Here is a 15,895-nt window from a genome sequence, read left to right on the forward strand (position 1 = left end):
TCACGCACCAGGAGGCCCCGCCGTGTCCGACCAGCCCCCGCTGCTCACCTACCGCCCCTCCACCAGCCCGGCCCCGCTCCAGGCGAGCACCCCCGGGACCGGGACCGACGGCCGGGTCAACCTGGCCGTCAGCACCGGCAAGAACACCGTGTACTGCCATCAGATCCTGCTGAGCATCCCGAAGGACGCGGAGAGCGGCGGCGCCTACTTCGCTTCCAAACCGCACGTCTCCACCGGCTCCGACCGGTGGACCGTGGCGTCCCTGGTGTCCGTGTCCGCGGAGGAGATCGGCGGCAAGGGCAAGGCCGAGTTCTGGCGGGCCACCCTCAAGTCCGCGGGCGAGGAGTACGACCAGGTCGAGGGCACCCTGGACTTCGGCATCACCGGCGAACTCGGCACCAGCGCGGGCACGATGAACTGCTACATCACGGAGTACTCCGCCACCACGCCCGGCCGGAAGAACTACAGCCACGAGACGTTCATCCTGCCCCTGCCCGTCACCGGCCCGGTCTTCTACCTGCACGCCTTCCTCGCCCGCGGCAGCGCCAGTGCCACCGCCCCGAAGACGGTGTTCAACCGGAACGACTCCGTCTACCTCTCCTGGGAGAGCAACGGCGCCTACTTCCGGGTGTACGACGGCGAGGGCCGGATCGTCCACGAGGGCCCCGAGACCTTCTGTTCGCCCGGCGCCGACCACCTCACCATGGACACCACCTTCACGGTCGAGGCGTCCATGTCGTCGACGCCCGAGGGCGATTCCTTCAAGCCGGTCCACCAGTACGCCACGCTCGCCCTCAGCGTGAAGGACCCGGTCCTGGCCGCGCTGACCGTCGAGGGGGAGATCTCGGGCCGCTCCGGGCTGGACCTGGCCGGCACCGCGACGGTGTACTACCTGACGGTGAACGGCTCGGCCGGTATCGGGAGCAGCCTGTCGGTCAGCGGCAGCGCCACCGTGCAGAGCAGTCTCACCACGAACGGCTACCTGAGCGTCGGGAGCACCGTGTACGCGAACAGCGACCTGCGGGTCAGCGGCACCCTGGAGGCCAACGGGGACCTGAACGCCAACAGCACCCTGAACGCCTACGGAGAGGTCCACGCGGTCAGTGACAACTTCGTCCGGATCCGCGAACTGCGCGGCCCGTACGGCGTGAAGCTCACCATCAACAGCAACACCGAGCTGATCTCAGGATGTGAGCTGGACGTTTCTGGGGACATCAAGCGCAAGGGCCACGGGGTACTCTCCGACCAGGACACCATCGGACTCAACAACCAGTACTACGGCGGCTATCTCTACGCCAGCGACTACGAGAGGGACAGCGACCGCCGGATCCCGTACGTGTGGGTGCCGGGCGACCGGGTGGCCCAGTCGTACTGGCAGATCTCCCGCGGCTGACAGCGGCCGGGGGAAGTCTCCGGGAGAGCCTCTCCCGGATCGCTCCGCCGCCGCGCCCGCCACCACCATCACCACCACCCCGAGAAGAGGCCGTCATGACCATCGGACACCCGGACGCGGTGGTCGTCGGAGCCGGCGTGATCGGCTCCGCCATCGCCCTCGAACTCGCGCGCGCCGGACGGCAGGTGGTCGTCGTGGACAAGGCGGGCGCCGTCGGTCACGGCTCCACCAGCGCCTCCAGCGCGATCATCCGGTTCAACTACTCGGCCTTCGACAGCGTCGCGACCGCCTGGGAGGCCCAGCACCTGTGGGCGTCCTGGCCCGATCACCTGCGACTCCCCGGCCGCCGCCCGCTCGCCGCCTTCCGCCGCACGGGCGCCGTCCTGCTGGACTCCCCGTCCGTCGCGACGTCCGATTCGGCCGCGCTGCTCGACCGCGCCGGCGTCCCGTACGAGCGCTGGGACGGCCCGACGCTGCGCGAGCGCCTCCCCGGGATCGATCCCGGGCGGTACTGGCCGCCGAAGCCGGTGGACGACGACGCCTTCTTCGCCGACCCGTCGGGCGAGCTCGGCGCCCTGTTCACCCCTGACGCCGGGTACGTCGACGATCCGCAGCTCGCCGCCCAGAACCTCGCGGACGCGGCGGCCGAACTGGGCGCACACTTCGCCCTCCACCACACGGTGGTGGCCGTGGACGGGCACGCGGACCGGGTGACGGGCATCCGGCTCGCCGACGGGACACGGATCACCGCTCCCGTGGTGGTCAACGCCGCCGGCCCCTGGTCGGGCGGCCTCAACCGGCTGGCGGGCGTCGGCGACGACTTCACGATCGGCGTGCGCCCGCTGCGCGAGGAGGTCCACCAGGTCGCCGCACCGGACGGCCGGGCCGCCGGCCCCTTCCCGCTGGTAGCCGACCTCGATCTCGGCACCTACATCCGCGAAGCCCCCGGAGGTCACCTCCTGGTCGGCGGCACCGAACCGGACTGCGACCGGCACGAGTGGATCGACGACCCGGACACGGCCGACCCCCGCCCCACTCCCCGGCGCTTCCGCGCCCAGGTGACCCGGGCCGCGCGCCGGTTCCCCGCGATCGGCGTCCCCAACCGGCCCCTCGGAGCGGCGGGGGTGTACGACGTCGCCGACGACTGGACCCCGATCTACGACCGCACCGCCCTCGACGGCTACTACGTCGCCATGGGCACCAGCGGCAACCAGTTCAAGAACGCCCCGCTGGTGGGCCGCTACCTGGCCACCCTGATCGACGCGGTCGACTCCGGGCACGACCACGACAGCGACCCGGTCCACCACCGGTGCGAACACACCGGCGCCCTCGTGAACCTGGGCGCCTTCTCCCGCCGGCGCCCGGTCCGGGCGGACGCGGCGCGCACGGTCATGGGCTGATTCCCCACAGCTCCCCAGCCGTCCTCCCACGCCGACCGACGACAGTCAAGCGCGCACCGGGCGCACCGGTCCCAGCAGGGGTAATACCTCAGAGCCAGTCCTCATCACCCCGGTCGACGTCGTGCAGCGTCTCGCCGAACCGCTCCAGCGCCGCCTCCGGCCCGCAGCCGAAGGCGCGGCCGATGTACTCCCAGGTCATCATGCTGCTACGGGCCTTGCGGCCGGCCAGCAGCGCGGTCGAACCGGCCGCCCGCTCGAACCGGGCGGCCGCACGGGCGGCGGCGTACGGCCTGCCCTCCGTCAGGTCGCAGATCCGGTCCACCAGCGCCGCGACCAGCTCCTCGACCTCGCGCGGCACCACACCCTCGGCCAGGTCGACGTGCCACTCCCAGTCCGCGAACGGCCCGGTGGCCTCGCCCACGGCCTCGGTCGCCGCGTCGTCACCGAAGTCCAGCAGGTGCAGCCGCTCGCCCCGCCAGCCGCAGCTGCACCCACTGCGCACCGCGGCGGCCCGGGGACCGTCCGCACCGTTGTAGAGCCACCAGGTGGTGCGCCCGTCCGGCAACGGCTCCGGCTCGCTGCCGTCCGCCAACACCGCCGCCGGGAAACCCTGGTGGCGCCCGCTCTCCTCAAACCATGGCATGCCGTGCCCCTCGCCTCCCTGAAGTACAGCACCAGGGTTCTGAGTCCGTGACGCGCTGTCAAGGCTTCGCGACAACCGGTGCGCTCCGCAGCTCAAGGCGGCGCGCACCGGCCGCCGCGCGCCGGTCGGGGGTCGGTCGGCCGCCGGCCCCGGGTGGCGGCGCCATCCGCCCTGGCAACGGCCCGCGATGAGGCCGCCACCGGCCCCGAACCGCACCCCACCGCAGCTCGGCACATCGGCATGTCGAGGCGCGGTTCGACCGCGTCGGCCGGCCGGTCACCGGCCGTACGCCCGCTGGCACGCCTGCCTGCCCACCGGGCAGGCCTTCCCGATTACGAGATGATGCGCGACTGCGACACCCTGCTGGTGGTCGGTTCGAGCTTCCCGTACAGCAACTTCCTGCCCGGCTTCGACCAGGCCCGCGCCGTGCAGATCGACCTGGACCCGTCCATGATCGGGATGCGTTACCCGTTCGAGGTGAACCTCGTCGGCGACGCCGCCGGAATGCTGCGCCGCCTCATCCCGCTGCTGGAGCGCAAGGCCGAAGGTCCGTGGCGCAAGTCCGTCGAGGACAACACGGCCCGCTGGTGGGAGGTGATGCGGCGGCGCGCCGAGGTCGCCGCGGAGCCCGTCAACCCGGAGTACGTCGTCCACACCCTGGACGCCCTGCTGCCCGAGGACGCCATGCTGGCCGCCGACTCCGGCTCGGCGGCGAACCGGTACGCCCGGCACCTGCGGATGCGCGGCACCATGCGCGGCTCGCTCTCCGGCACACTGGCCACCATGGGCCCCGGGGTGCCGTACGTGATCGGCGCCAAGTTCGCTCACCCCGACCGCCCGGCGATCGCGATCGTCGGCGACGGCGCGATGCAGATGAACGGCCTGGCGGAGCTGATCACCGCCGCCAAGTACTACCACGAGTGGAGCGATCCGCGCCTGGTGGTGGCGGTGCTCGACAATCACGACCTGAACCAGGTCACCTGGGAGATGCGGGCGATGCAGGGCGCGCCGAGCTTCCTGCCCTCGCAGCACCTGCCCGACGTGCGCTACGCCGACATCGCCCGGTCCTTCGGCCTGGACGGGGTGCGGGTCGAGAGGCCCGAGGACGTCGGGCCCGCGTGGACCGGGGCGCTGGCCGCGCGGCGCCCGTTCGTCATCGACTTCCGCACCGACCCGGCGGTGCCGCCGATCCCGCCGCACGCCACCTGGGACCAGATCAAGGCCGCCGCCTCCGCCGTCCTGCACGGCGACAGCGACCGCGGCTCCGTCATCCGCCAAGGGGTGAAGGCCAAGGTCCAGGAGTTCCTGCCCGGCGACGGGAGCTGACCGTGACCGCGGAAGCCGGCAGCGAGGGCCTGGACCTCACGGCCCTGGAACGGGCGCTGCGCGCCGAGGTAGACGGGGAGGTCCGCTTCGACGCCGGCAGCCGCGGCGCCTACGCGACCGAAGGATCGAACTACCGGCAGGTCCCGCTCGCGGTGGTGCTGCCCCACACGGTCGAGGCCGGCGCCGTGACCCCCGCTGCCGGCCCCGGTGACACCTGCGGGTGTGACCGACACCCCCGATCGGTGGTCGCCGGCGCCGGGCAGACGGGAGAGCAGGCGTTCAGCCCGCCTCGGGGAAGCGCTCCCAGACGCGGTGCGTGCCGAGTTGCTCCGCCAGCGCCGAGACGGCCCGCGAGCCGTCCGTCTCGGTGAACACACCCGGCGCGTGCGGATCGACGCCCGCCGCGGCCCACAGGGCGCGGGCGTCCGCGAGACCGGCGATCGGCTTGGCGTGCCGGTAGGCCTCGTTCACCAGCAGGACGACCCGGGAGTCGAGCGTCCGCTGGCCGCCCGCGACCGCGCCGGACTTGGCGTCCCGTGCACCACGGTCATCGGCACCGGGCTCGGGAGTATGGGCCACCAGGAGCGCGTCGAACTCGACGGAGCGGGCGGCGGCGAAGGTCCGCTGCACATCGAGGTCGTCGGCCGCCGGCGCTCCGGTGGGGCCGATGACCAGCGGCAGCAAGCCCGCGGCACGCGCGGCGTCCCGCACGCCGCGGACGACGGCGGGGTCGCCGCCGGTGCCGGCGATGATGCCGAGCACACGGCCGGTCGCGGGCCACCGTTGCCCGAGCTGGGACAGGGCCCGACTGGGGGTGACGTCGACGTGCGCCGCGGCTGCCGGCGCCGGCAGACCCAGCCCGGTGGCGACCTCCCGGCAGAGCTCGTCGTCGATCCGCGCCAGGACGGTCAGCACGCGTTCCCTGATCGCCTGTTCGTGGACCTTGGACAGTTCGAAGGTGTAGGCGGCGATCACGTGCCCGCGTTCCACCGGGCTCAGGCTCAGCCAGAACAGCCGGGGCTGGCTGAAGTGGTCGTCGAACGAGGCGGGCGCCTCGCGCACCTTGGCTCCGGCCGCGATCGGTGTGGGGTGCTCCACGAAGGCGTGGTCGGCGGCGCCGGCGAAGAACGGGCAGCCACCGTCGAGCGAGTTCGGCTTGTACGGCGCGACGCCGCTGTGGACGGCGTCCTGGTGGAAACCGTCGCGGAGCATGTCGTTGACCGGGGCGTGGGTGCGGTTGACCGGGATCTGGGCGAAGTTCGGGCCGCCCAGTCGCGTGATCTGGGTGTCAAGGTAGGAGAAGAGGCGACCGGAGAGCAGCGGGTCGTCGGTGATGTCGATGCCGGGAACGAGGTGGCCCGGGTGGAAGGCGACCTGTTCGGTCTCGGCGAAGTAGTTGGTGGGGTTGGCGTTGAGCGTCATCAGGCCGATCGGCCGGACCCGGGCGAGCTCCTCCGGAACGAGCTTGGTCGGGTCGAGCAGGTCGATGCCCTCGAAGGTCTGCTCCGGCGAGTCCGGGAACGTCTGGATGCCGAGCTCCCATTGCGGGAACACCCCGGCCTCGATCGCGTCCGCCAGATCCCGACGGTGGAAGTCGGGGTCCATGCCGCCGATCAGCTGTGCCTCCTCCCACACCAGCGAGTGCACTCCCGCCTTCGGCTTCCAGTGGAACTTCACCAGCGTGCTCGCGCCCTCGGCGTCGATCAGGCGGAAGGTGTGGATCCCGAAGCCCTCCATCATCCGGTAGGAACGCGGGATGCCACGGTCGGACATGTTCCACAGGGTGTGGTGGGTGGCCTCGGTGTGCAGGGAGACGAAGTCCCAGAAGGTGTCGTGCGCGGACTGGGCCTGGGGGATCTCCCGGTCCGGGTGCGGCTTGGCGGCATGGACGATGTCCGGGAACTTGATCGCGTCCTGGATGAAGAACACCGGGATGTTGTTGCCGACCAGGTCGAAGACGCCCTGACCGGTGTAGAACTTGGTGGCGAACCCGCGGGTGTCACGAACCGTGTCCGCGGAGCCGCGCGACCCCAGCACGGTGGAGAACCGCACGAACACCGGTGTCTCCACCCCCTCGGCCAGGAACGCCGCCTTGGTCACGCCCGCCGCCGTGCCGTAACCGCGGAAGACGCCGTGCGCAGCGGCACCCCGGGCGTGCACCACCCGCTCCGGGATCCGCTCGTGATCGAAGTGCGTGATCTTCTCGCGCAAGTGATGGTCCTGCAGCAGCACGGGGCCGCGGGGTCCGGCCCTGAGCGAGTGGTCGCTGTCCGGCAGGCGGACGCCCTGCGCCGTGGTCAGGTACCCGCCGTTCTGCGCCCGCGCGGCGTCGGCCCCGGCGGCACGGCCTGTCGCCGACACCGCCGCGGGTGCTTCCTGGTCGGGCTTGGGCGGCAGCGGCGCACGCGGCTCGGTCGGTTCCGCCACGGACGGTGACTGCGGGCCGGGGGCACCGGGTACCTGTTCGGTCACTCTCCGCACAGGGTGGGGCTTGTCCATGACTACTCCGATCGGATGTCCGGGCCCGCCCGGGATCGGCGGGGGTACCGGACGCGCGGTTCGCCGCAGCGCCCGGGCGCTGCGGCGGCGAAGCTGGTCCGCCATCGTCTGCCCACCTTCGGCGGGAGCACGCGACCCCGGCGCCCGAAAGGGGCCACCGGTCGCCCGACGAACCTCGCCCGTCGAGCCTCCCCCGGTTGCGGCCCCGCACTGCGCGCCGTGTTCACGGTTCACCCGGGCGCTGCTCGGCCTGACGCCCGGGGCGTCGGCGCCCACCCCGGACGCCGCCGCTACAGCCCGGGGGTGTACGGGGCGATGCCGATGATCAGGATGTCGCGCCGGCCGTCCTCACCGTCGTCGCCGAGCCGGACCGGGCCGACGTAATGGCTGACGCGGCGGTCGTGAACGCCGTAGCCGTCCAGCGGCTCGGTCAGGACGAAGCGGTCGTGAAGGGCCTCGGGCGCCAGCGCGTCGGGTTGCCGCCCGGCACTCTCGGGCGTGGCGATGACGTTCTCCCCGCCCTCGACGTTCCGTCGGCCGATCAGGTGGGCGAAGGTGAAGGTGGCCGGTGAACCACCGTCCTGGTGCAGGCAGTTCGGCGAGGAGACCGCTTCCTCGTCCCGACCGTGCACACCGAGCGCGATCAGGTGGATGCCGACGTAGACGGGGACCCGATGGAGGTCATCCAGCCACAGCGCGTGCCCCAGGTCGGCGCGGATCAGGGCGTCGAGAAGCCGGTTTCCGCGCAGGGCGGGCGGGATGTCGGGCAGTCTCCGGAGCACTCGTGGGTACTCCGGGTTGTGCTCGTCCTGCCAGTACTCGGTGACGGTGCCGAACTCCTCGTCGGGCGCGCCGGGGATGTAGGACAGCTCACCGGTCCACGGCAGGTACACGGCGTGCGAGTAGCGGCGGAACCGGTTGGTCGCCCACGCATACGGATCCCGCGGCAGGTCCCGGTAAGCAGCGGCCAGCACGGCGAAATCCTCCGCCAGGGCTCCGGCGTCGACCCCCAGGTCGGCGGAGTCCAGCCGGGCGTAGCCGTCCCGCCGGACCGTCGTGGTCCGTCCCGCCGGCTGGACTCCGCCCATCCGGCCGGACGTGTTCGCGGTCTCGTCCATCGGCTGCTCCCAGCGCTCGCGGCCGGGCTCCGGCACGGGGCCGTTTCCCCGCCCTGTCCCGCCGTGCCCTTCCACGCTGGCACGCCGCGGGCGGTCGCACCGCCGGGGCGTCCGCCGTGCGGATGAGCGCGGGCCGCGGCCGGCACCAGTCGGAAGTGCGCACGGCTCCGGCCTGCTCGACCGCTGTCTCGCCCGCACCGGCATCGACGCCCAGCAGGAGGACGGCCCCGGGCGGCCGGAGGACCTCGCCAACCTCTGGACGCCGTCGGACACCTCCGACGACCACGGCGCGCACGGCCGCTTCGACAACGAGGCGCGCGAGCGCAGCGCGCAGCTGTGGGCCTCCCAGCACCACGGCCTGCTCGCCGCGGGCGGTGCGGCACTGCTCGGCGCCGCGGCGGGTTCGCTGGCGCGGCGGCGGCTCCCGGCCCTCCCCTGTCGCACGCCGGCTCCATGACCTCGGCGTGGTCCGGAACATCAGGGTCACCGGGTGGGAGCGGTTCGCCTCCCTCAGCGAGAGCCTGCGCCAGGGGCTGACCGGCCCCGGGTTCGTGGCCGACGTCGCGGACGGAACCGCCTTGTGAGGTGAATGGCGTTCACCTATAGTGGTGAACGCCATTCACTTGGAGGGGGTCCGCAGTGCCCATTGATTCGCCCTCCCCACACCCACACCCGCACCCACCCCCGTCCGCCGATCGCCGCGTCATGGCCGTGCTGGCGGCAGGGGGAATCGTCACCACGCTGGTCCAGACCGCCGTCGTGCCGCTGCTGCCGCAGTTGCCTCGGCTGACCGGCGCGGCGCCCGTCGATGTCGGGTGGGTGGTCACGCTCACGTTGCTGACCGGGGCGGTCGCGACGCCGTTGCTGGGGCGGGCCGGGGACATGTACGGCAAGCGGCGGATGCTGCTGGTCTCGCTCGGTGCGCTCGCCGTCGGGTCGCTGGTGTGCTCGTTCGCCTCCACCCTCCCCTGGCTTCTGGCCGGCCGCGGGCTACAGGGGGTGGGGGCCGCGGTGGTGCCGCTGTCGATCAGTTTCCTGCGGGGCGTGCTGCCGCCGCATCGGACGGGTTCGTCGGTGGCGCTGATGAGTTCGACGGTGGGGATCGGTGCGGCTCTCGGTCTGCCACTGGCCGCGCTGCTGGTGCAGTTCGCGGACTGGCATGCGATGTTCTGGGCGATGACCGTGCTCTCGGCGGCGGTGCTCCTGACGGCCTGGTGGGTGCTGCGGGAGGAGCCGGTTCGCTCGCCGGGACGGTTCGACGTGGTCGGGGCGTGCGGGCTGAGTGCGGGGCTGGTGCTTCTGCTGCTGGCGCTGTCCAAGGCGGGTGAGTGGGGGTGGGACAGTCGGCGGGTTCTGGGCCTGTCGGGGGCGGCGCTGCTGATCCTGGCGGGGTGGACCGTCCAGCAGCGCCGGGCGTCGCGGCCGCTGGTGGACGTGCGGCTCGCGACGCGTCCTGCGGTTCTGCTGCCGCATGTGGCCGCGTTGCTGGCCGGGTTCGCGTTCTACGCCAACTCCCTCGTCACCGCGCAGCTGATCCAGGCACCTCGGGTCACCGGGTACGGTCTGGGTCTCTCGGTGGTGGCGGCGGGTGCGTGCCTGCTGCCCAGTGGTGTGATCATGGTGCTGTGCGCCTCCCTGTCCGCCCGACTGTCCGCCGCCCGTGGAGCCAGGGCCACGCTGACCCTGGGCACGGTGGTCATCGCGACCGGGTACGGGCTGCGCTTCGTCGACAGTCGGCAGTTGTGGGCGGTCATCGCCGGTGCGGCCGTGGTCTCGGTCGGCACGGCGCTCGCCTACTCAGCGCTGCCCATGCTGATCATGCGGGCGGTACCGCTGGAGCAGACCGCCGCGGCGAACGGCCTCAACGTCCTCATGCGCACCATCGGGCAGGCCCTGTGCAGCGCGGTGGTCGCCACCGTGCTGGCGGAACACACCCGTGTGTTCGCCGACGTGTCGGGCGTGGCCGTGACGGCGCCTACCCTGGACGGGTACCGCGTGGCCTTCGCCACGGCGGGGGCGGTCGCGTTGCTGGCCCTCGCGGCCGCCCGCCTCATCCCACGCCGGCCGCGACCCGCACCGTCCCCCCTCCAGGAGGCTGAACACGATGCCCGGCCCGAGCTCCGCCTCCCCCCGCAGCGGCCACCCGCGAACGACGTCCAGGAACCCGCCGGCACCGGCACCGCCGACGTCCGCCCCGGCACCGGGCCGGGCGGCACGACCGCGTGACGCCGACGCGCGGCGCACGGAGATCCTCGCCGCCGCCCGGCGTGCGTTCGCACGCCATGCCTACGCCGACACGACCATCGCCGCCATCGCCGATGACGCGGGCGTCAGCCCGGCACTCGTGATGAAGTACTACGGCTCCAAGGAGCACCTGTTCAACCAGGTCTTCACCTTCGACGCCGACGCCACCGCCCTGTTCGACGCCCCTCTGGACGGCCTCGCCCGGCACATGGTCCTGCACCTGCTCGCCACCCAGCGCGGCCGGACCCGCGACCCGATCCTGCGCATCGCCTTCTCCCGTCACCACCTGGAACTCGGCGGTCAGGCCCGGGCCAACTTCCGCACGCAGGTCATCGACGCCCTCGCCGCCCGACTCCCCGGGCAGGACCCCGCGCTGCGAGCGGAACTGGCCATCGGCGTGCTGCTCGGCCTCGGGGCCCTGTACGCGACCGTCCAGGCCGACCGGCTGACGAGCCTGGCCCCCGACGAAGTCGCCGATCTGTACGTCCCGCTCCTGCAACCCCTGCTCAACGGCGAGGCTCCGGCACGTCGCTGAGCAGTACGTTCCCTGCACGAGCCCGGTGATCTTCCGCCGGGCACGCCCGCTCGCAACAGTGATCCCGCGTCAGACGTACACGCTCCGACGTGCCTTCCCGGACGCGCACTTTTCGAACACCCTGGCGGTCCTCGTGGCCAAGGGCTACTGGGCCAGCGCCTACCGCACCATATCCGACCCCGAGAAGCTGGCCGCCTACAACGAGCCGGCCGCTCCGGCCGTCAAGGCCGGAGGCGGACGGGTGCTCGTCCGCGGCGGGCAGCACGCTGGCCGCCGCGGAGTCGCTCGCCGGTGGCCTGCTTGCGCTGGGCCGGCCGACGCGGCCGGTGGGCGGCGCGACGACCGACCGTGAGGTCGCGCGGCTCCCCGCAATGGCTCGACGGATACGAGGAAAGGAGCAGCGCCATGGGCCGATTCGACGCATTCGCCGAATTGTTGGACTACCCGGTGTATGTCGTCACCGCGACGGCAGGGCAGGACCATGCGGGGTGTCTGGTCGGCTTCGCCGGCCAGTGCTCGATCCACCCGCCCCGCTTCGCCGTGTGGATCTCCAAAGCGAACCGTACCTATGCCGTCGCGTCGCATTCGCAGGTGCTGGTGGTCCATCTCCTGCCGACTCACCGGCATGACCTCGCGGAGCTGTTCGGCGGTCGTACGGGCGACGACGTCGACAAGTTCGCGCCGCCAGCAGCAGGGTGGAGCCCGGCGGCAGGTGCACGGTGGCGTTTCCACGGGCGGCCTCGACGCCGGTGCCCAGGAGCAGGCTGTGCGGTGCGTGGAGGAGTTCGGCTCGGCCGTCGTGCGTGACGACCAGGGGCGGCGGGTGGCCGGCGTTGGTCCACGTCCAGGTCCAGCCGGACTCCGGGTGCGGACTCAGGCGTCCCAGAACGAGGGTGGCCATCAGCCGGTCGGTGACCCGGCCCATGGCGTGGTCGAGCTGGTCGACCACGCCGCTGGGCGGGCCCGGATGGGACCAGGCGAGGGCGCGGAGCATGTTGCGCAGCTGGGCCATGCCCGCGGCGGCCTCCAGGTCGTGGCCCACGACATCGCCTATGACCAGGACGGTGGCGTCGCCGGGCAGGGTGAAGACGTCGTACCAGTCGCCGCCGACCTGGGAGGCGTCCGGCGCGGACAGGTAGGCGGCATGCAGTTCGACCCCGGGCAGGTCGGGGAGGTGGGGCAGCAGGTGGCGCTGCATCGTCTCGGCGACCCGCCGCTGGCGCTGATACAGGCGCGAGTTGGAGATCGCCACGCCGGCCCGGCGGGTGATGTCCTCCAGCAGCGAGAGGTCCCGGGTGGCGAACCGCACCCGGCCGTCACCGCGTCCCAACGTGAGCGCGCCGAGGACCTCCTTGGCACCGCGGACGGGGGCGATGGCGGCCGAACGCATGCCCGTGGCGGCGAACAGTTCGTGCTGGACGACCGCGATGCCCGAGTCGGGTCGGCCTTGGTAGACCTGCGGGCCGGCCAGGGAGGCGGCGGTGCCGCGCAGGGCGCGCGAGAGCGGCATCGGGGACTGCGGCGACACGGCGGGTATCGGCCCTTCCAGCTCCGGATGCCGGACCGGGCGGCCGTCCCGGTGCTCGACCACGCGGGTGCGCCAGATGTCGCCGGTGTCGTCGATGAGGTCGATCACCATCCAGTCGGCCAGGTGCGGCAGCACCAGGCCTGCCAGCCGGTCGACCATCTCCTCCTCGTTCATCGTCGACGTCAACGAGGTGGTGGTCTCGGCGAGCAGGGCGAGCCGTTCGAGTTCGGACAGCTGCCCGGGAGCGTCGGGAGCCGTGTCGGCCGGGCGGAGGTGGAACAGCACCAGGGTCGCCGGACCGCCGGCCGTCTGGTAGGGGGGTTGCGGTCCACTGCACCGGCAGCAGCACGCCGTCACCCCGCGCGAACCACGTGCTCGCGCCACTGCACGCGGCACGGGACAGCACTGCGTCCATGAGCGGGCACTGCGCCCGTGGGAGAACACTGCCGTCCGGGCCGCGGTGCAGCAACTCGTGGTGGTCTCGGCCGAGCACGTCCGCACGCGCCGTTCCCAGCAGCGCGAGGGCGTGGTCGTTGACCGCGACGATCAGCCCGCTGTCCTCGACCACGTACGCGCCCAGGTCGCCGACTTCCGGCGCCGAACCCGACGGCGCGACCGGCACCGGCTCCTGCCCTCGCATGGGACTCACCCTTCGCCCATCGGATGGGAGTTGGAAGGTGGCACCAGTGGATCACGCGATTGCCGCATCCGCGGGACGCGGGTAAACCACGTCCTGACCCGGTGGCACGGCGGCGAGGCCCGGAAGCCGCCCCGCTGTTCACATGCTGGTGAGCAGCTGCGGCGACAGGGTCTTGATCACGGGTGCGCTCACCCCGATCACTCCAGCGGACCGCGCGGATGCAGGCTATGCCGCGGCGGCCCCCGTGGTGTCCAGCAGCTCGGCGAGCTCGGACCGGTGACCTTTGCGGCGGCGTCGAGGGCGAGCTGGGTCATCTTCTGCTGGTGCTCGGTGGCTGTCTTCAGGGCTTCCTGGGCGCGTTCGCCGGCGGCCTTGTCGTTGCCGGCGGCGGCTTCGATGCCCTTGGTGAGCACCTGGCTCATGCTGTTGAGGCCGCTCATGTCCCGGAACAGGTTGGCGGTCGCGATGGCCTGCGCGGTCTGGAGGCCGACCGGATCGGGCATCGCCACCAGCGGCGTGAACTTCGCCTGGGAGACGCCCATGCCAGCCGCCGTGGTGTCGGGGTTCTGCGCGCGCGAGGCGGTGGAGATCGGGGCGATGTCGGCCGGTGTGATCTGGATGGGCGGGTCCTTCCAGTTCCAGAAGCGGGTGAGGTCGATCTTCTCGGCCGAGTTGGACCGACCAAGGACGGCCTCGGCGAAGACGCCGTTGGTGGCGATGGCGATCGTGCTGGCCACCGGCGTCCCGAACGTGTTGTCGCCCGCCTGGCGGGTCTTGGTCCAGTCATCACGTTCCTGCTCGCTGCCGAAGTTCCAGCGGAAGCCGAGGTAGTTGCCGGTGGCGGCGATCGGCTTCGGGTCCAGCAGCATGCCGAGCGGGACGGGTGCCGCGGTCGAACCCGACGGCGTGTAGGAGTAGTTGGCGAGGATGCGGCTGAGCGTCAACTCGTCGGCGTTGGCCCAGACGGCCCGGCTGTAGTGGCGGCGGTTGTCGTTCAGGCGGTCCAGGACCGCCTGGGGCACGCTCGCGCCCCGCACGTGGAAGCCGATGGACGAGACGTAGGTGCGGCCGCCGGACTTCACCGTCGAACCGAACAGCCCGCAGATGGCCGAGGCGCCGCCGGCGTCCTCGTTCAGGTCGGGTGCGGCGGCGGTGGTCGCGGCGATGCCGAAGTCGGCCACGCCCGAGGTCATCGTCAGGCGCAGCCCGGCGAGGCCGCCGCGGGCGGCCGTGCCGGACCAGGCGTCGACGGAGATCAGCTTGTCGGCGCCGCCGAAGGTGTAGGAGTCGTGTTGCTGCGTGCCGGAGTCGCCGGGGTCGCCGTAGCGGACGGTGCGAGTCGGGAAGACCACCTGGATGCTGCGAACTCCGGCATTGTCGGACCAGACGTCGATCCTGGACGCGTAGGAGGAGTCGTCCTTCGGCTGGTCGTCGAAGGCTGTCGGTGCCTCCCGTGCCAGGATCCGGGACAGTGTCCCGTTACTCATGAGCACCCAGTAGTCCCCGTCGGCGGCCGAGGCGATCTGCGCCAATCCGACGATGTTCTGTAGGCCACCGGTCGTGGGACGGGCCAAGGCCGTCGTACCGGGCGCCATCACGAAGGGCAGAGTCTCGGTGCTGGACTGGGGCTGTACGACGGCCCAGACCGCACCGCCGGAAGTGGAGGACAGACGCTGCACGCCCGGGCCGCCCCGTTGCAGCCAGCCGGTGCCGCTGCGCTCGTACATGGTACTGGACCGACATCGCGTGCATGTGGTTGTAGTTGGTGACGACCCGGGTGAGGACCTGGTCCTTCTCCGACTGCCACGTCTCACGGACGGCCGTCATGTTCCTGCTGCGGGCCGCGGTCGCCAGCTGCTGGGTCCGCGCGCTGATCCGCTGCGACGCCTCGTCCGCGACCGACCGCACACCGGTTGAGCGCGACACCGCGGTCGCGATGCCCGTGCTCGACGACCTGCTCCAGTCGCCGCCGATGCCGAAGAGTGAGACGCCGACGCTGCCGCCGGAGCTGGACGACTGGCTGGCCTGGAACCCGAAGGAGTCGCCGTACTGCTCCTCGCGGGCGATCGCGTTCGCGACCTCGCTGATCGACCGGTTCTGGTCGGTGATTCCGGACAGTGCCTCGTTCTCGGACGCCGTCTCGGTGCCGGTGGCCTTGGTGGTGCGTTGCCAGTCGACGACCGCGACCCTGGTGCTCTCGCCGGGCGCGAGCGCGAGGCTGTGCAGCAGTCGGCCGAGCGTGACGCCCTGAGCCGACCAACTCTGCTCCGTGGTGACGATCATGCCCTCGGCCGGGCGCTCGTAGAACGGCAGGTTCTCCTCGCCGGGGTCGATGGCACCGGTCAGTTTGCGCGCGGGCTTCGCCCCGGGGATGTCGGTCAGCACCACCGAGCGGTACCGGACGATCTCCGTCGGGTAGTTGCCGGTAGTCGGAAGCAAGTCCCTCGGTGTCGCACCGTCAAGAGCCGCCTTGTCCACCTCCGTCGTGGGCGACGCACTCGTCGGACCCGTCGAGGTGGCCGTTGGCGTGGTGGCAGGTGTTCCGGTGGTCGGGGTGGTCATCCCGATT

Annotated in this window: 11 protein-coding genes and 4 pseudogenes; 8 read left to right on the forward strand and 7 right to left on the reverse strand. The window is 72.0% G+C overall.

Going from position 1 to position 15,895, the window contains the following annotated elements; all coding sequences use genetic code 11:
* The first annotated feature begins 22 nt into the window (after positions 1-22).
* Entirely contained in the window at positions 23-1,393 is a 1,371-nt protein-coding gene (locus tag ACZ7C5_RS11865; RefSeq protein ID WP_470322482.1) for a hypothetical protein, read from the forward strand.
* A 95-nt stretch (positions 1,394-1,488) separates the two neighbouring features.
* Positions 1,489-2,793 (forward strand): NAD(P)/FAD-dependent oxidoreductase, encoded by a 1,305-nt coding sequence (locus tag ACZ7C5_RS11870; protein ID WP_401081502.1) that lies wholly within the window; start codon positions 1,489-1,491, stop codon positions 2,791-2,793.
* 88 nt (positions 2,794-2,881) lie between these two features.
* On the opposite strand, the gene ACZ7C5_RS11875 is transcribed toward ACZ7C5_RS11870, so the two are convergent.
* The gene (locus ACZ7C5_RS11875) at positions 2,882-3,436 is read right to left on the reverse strand and encodes a hypothetical protein (RefSeq protein WP_188295735.1); all 555 of its coding nucleotides are present in this window, start codon (positions 3,434-3,436) and stop codon (positions 2,882-2,884) included.
* Positions 3,437-3,763: 327 nt separating this feature from the next.
* Here ACZ7C5_RS11875 and ACZ7C5_RS11880 point away from each other — a divergent pair.
* Together ACZ7C5_RS11880 and ACZ7C5_RS11885 are read left to right on the forward strand one after the other, a co-directional pair.
* Positions 3,764-4,762 (forward strand): annotated as a pseudogene (locus ACZ7C5_RS11880) (thiamine pyrophosphate-dependent enzyme); the annotation flags it as partial.
* Positions 4,759-4,947: pseudogene (locus ACZ7C5_RS11885) on the forward strand (hypothetical protein); the annotation flags it as partial. The pseudogenes ACZ7C5_RS11880 and ACZ7C5_RS11885, both read left to right, overlap by 4 nt.
* A 94-nt stretch (positions 4,948-5,041) precedes the next feature.
* On the opposite strand, the gene ACZ7C5_RS11890 reads toward ACZ7C5_RS11885, so the two are convergent.
* On the reverse strand, positions 5,042-7,261 hold the full coding sequence (locus ACZ7C5_RS11890; RefSeq protein WP_470322483.1) for a catalase: 2,220 nt from the start codon (positions 7,259-7,261) through the stop codon (positions 5,042-5,044).
* 290 nt (positions 7,262-7,551) lie between these two features.
* Entirely contained in the window at positions 7,552-8,415 is an 864-nt protein-coding gene (locus ACZ7C5_RS11895; RefSeq protein ID WP_401081508.1) for a 2OG-Fe dioxygenase family protein, read from the reverse strand.
* Between the two features lie 669 nt (positions 8,416-9,084).
* Between ACZ7C5_RS11895 and ACZ7C5_RS11900 the strand changes: the two genes are divergently transcribed.
* The 4 genes and pseudogenes from ACZ7C5_RS11900 to ACZ7C5_RS11915 all read left to right on the forward strand — a co-directional run bounded on the left by ACZ7C5_RS11900 (position 9,085) and on the right by ACZ7C5_RS11915 (position 11,965).
* Entirely contained in the window at positions 9,085-10,605 is a 1,521-nt protein-coding gene (locus ACZ7C5_RS11900; protein ID WP_470322484.1) for an MFS transporter, read from the forward strand.
* A 22-nt stretch (positions 10,606-10,627) separates the two neighbouring features.
* A complete protein-coding gene (locus ACZ7C5_RS11905) occupies positions 10,628-11,158 on the forward strand; it encodes a TetR/AcrR family transcriptional regulator (protein ID WP_401082840.1) in 531 nt (176 codons plus the stop codon).
* A 133-nt stretch (positions 11,159-11,291) separates the two neighbouring features.
* Positions 11,292-11,450: pseudogene (locus tag ACZ7C5_RS11910) on the forward strand (DUF1330 domain-containing protein); the annotation flags it as partial.
* A 113-nt stretch (positions 11,451-11,563) separates the two neighbouring features.
* Positions 11,564-11,965 (forward strand): flavin reductase family protein, encoded by a 402-nt coding sequence (locus ACZ7C5_RS11915; protein WP_470322666.1) that lies wholly within the window; start codon positions 11,564-11,566, stop codon positions 11,963-11,965.
* Here the strand turns inward: ACZ7C5_RS11915 and ACZ7C5_RS11920 are convergent.
* The 4 genes and pseudogenes from ACZ7C5_RS11920 to ACZ7C5_RS11935 all read right to left on the reverse strand — a co-directional run.
* Positions 11,904-12,587: pseudogene (locus ACZ7C5_RS11920) on the reverse strand (PP2C family protein-serine/threonine phosphatase); the annotation flags it as partial. The gene ACZ7C5_RS11915 and the pseudogene ACZ7C5_RS11920 overlap by 62 nt on opposite strands.
* A complete protein-coding gene (locus ACZ7C5_RS11925; RefSeq protein WP_401082843.1) occupies positions 12,475-13,326 on the reverse strand; it encodes a PAS domain-containing protein in 852 nt (283 codons plus the stop codon). The gene ACZ7C5_RS11925 and the pseudogene ACZ7C5_RS11920, both read right to left, overlap by 113 nt.
* A gap of 197 nt (positions 13,327-13,523) precedes the next feature.
* Entirely contained in the window at positions 13,524-14,858 is a 1,335-nt protein-coding gene (locus ACZ7C5_RS11930) for a hypothetical protein (protein WP_470322485.1), read from the reverse strand.
* Positions 14,806-15,888: a hypothetical protein gene (locus ACZ7C5_RS11935; RefSeq protein WP_470322486.1), complete on the reverse strand. Its 1,083-nt coding sequence runs from the start codon at positions 15,886-15,888 to the stop codon at positions 14,806-14,808. Before ACZ7C5_RS11935 ends, ACZ7C5_RS11930 begins: the two co-directional genes overlap by 53 nt.
* Between the last annotated feature and the right edge of the window lie 7 nt (positions 15,889-15,895).

The organism is Kitasatospora sp. NPDC036993 (genome assembly GCF_055607525.1).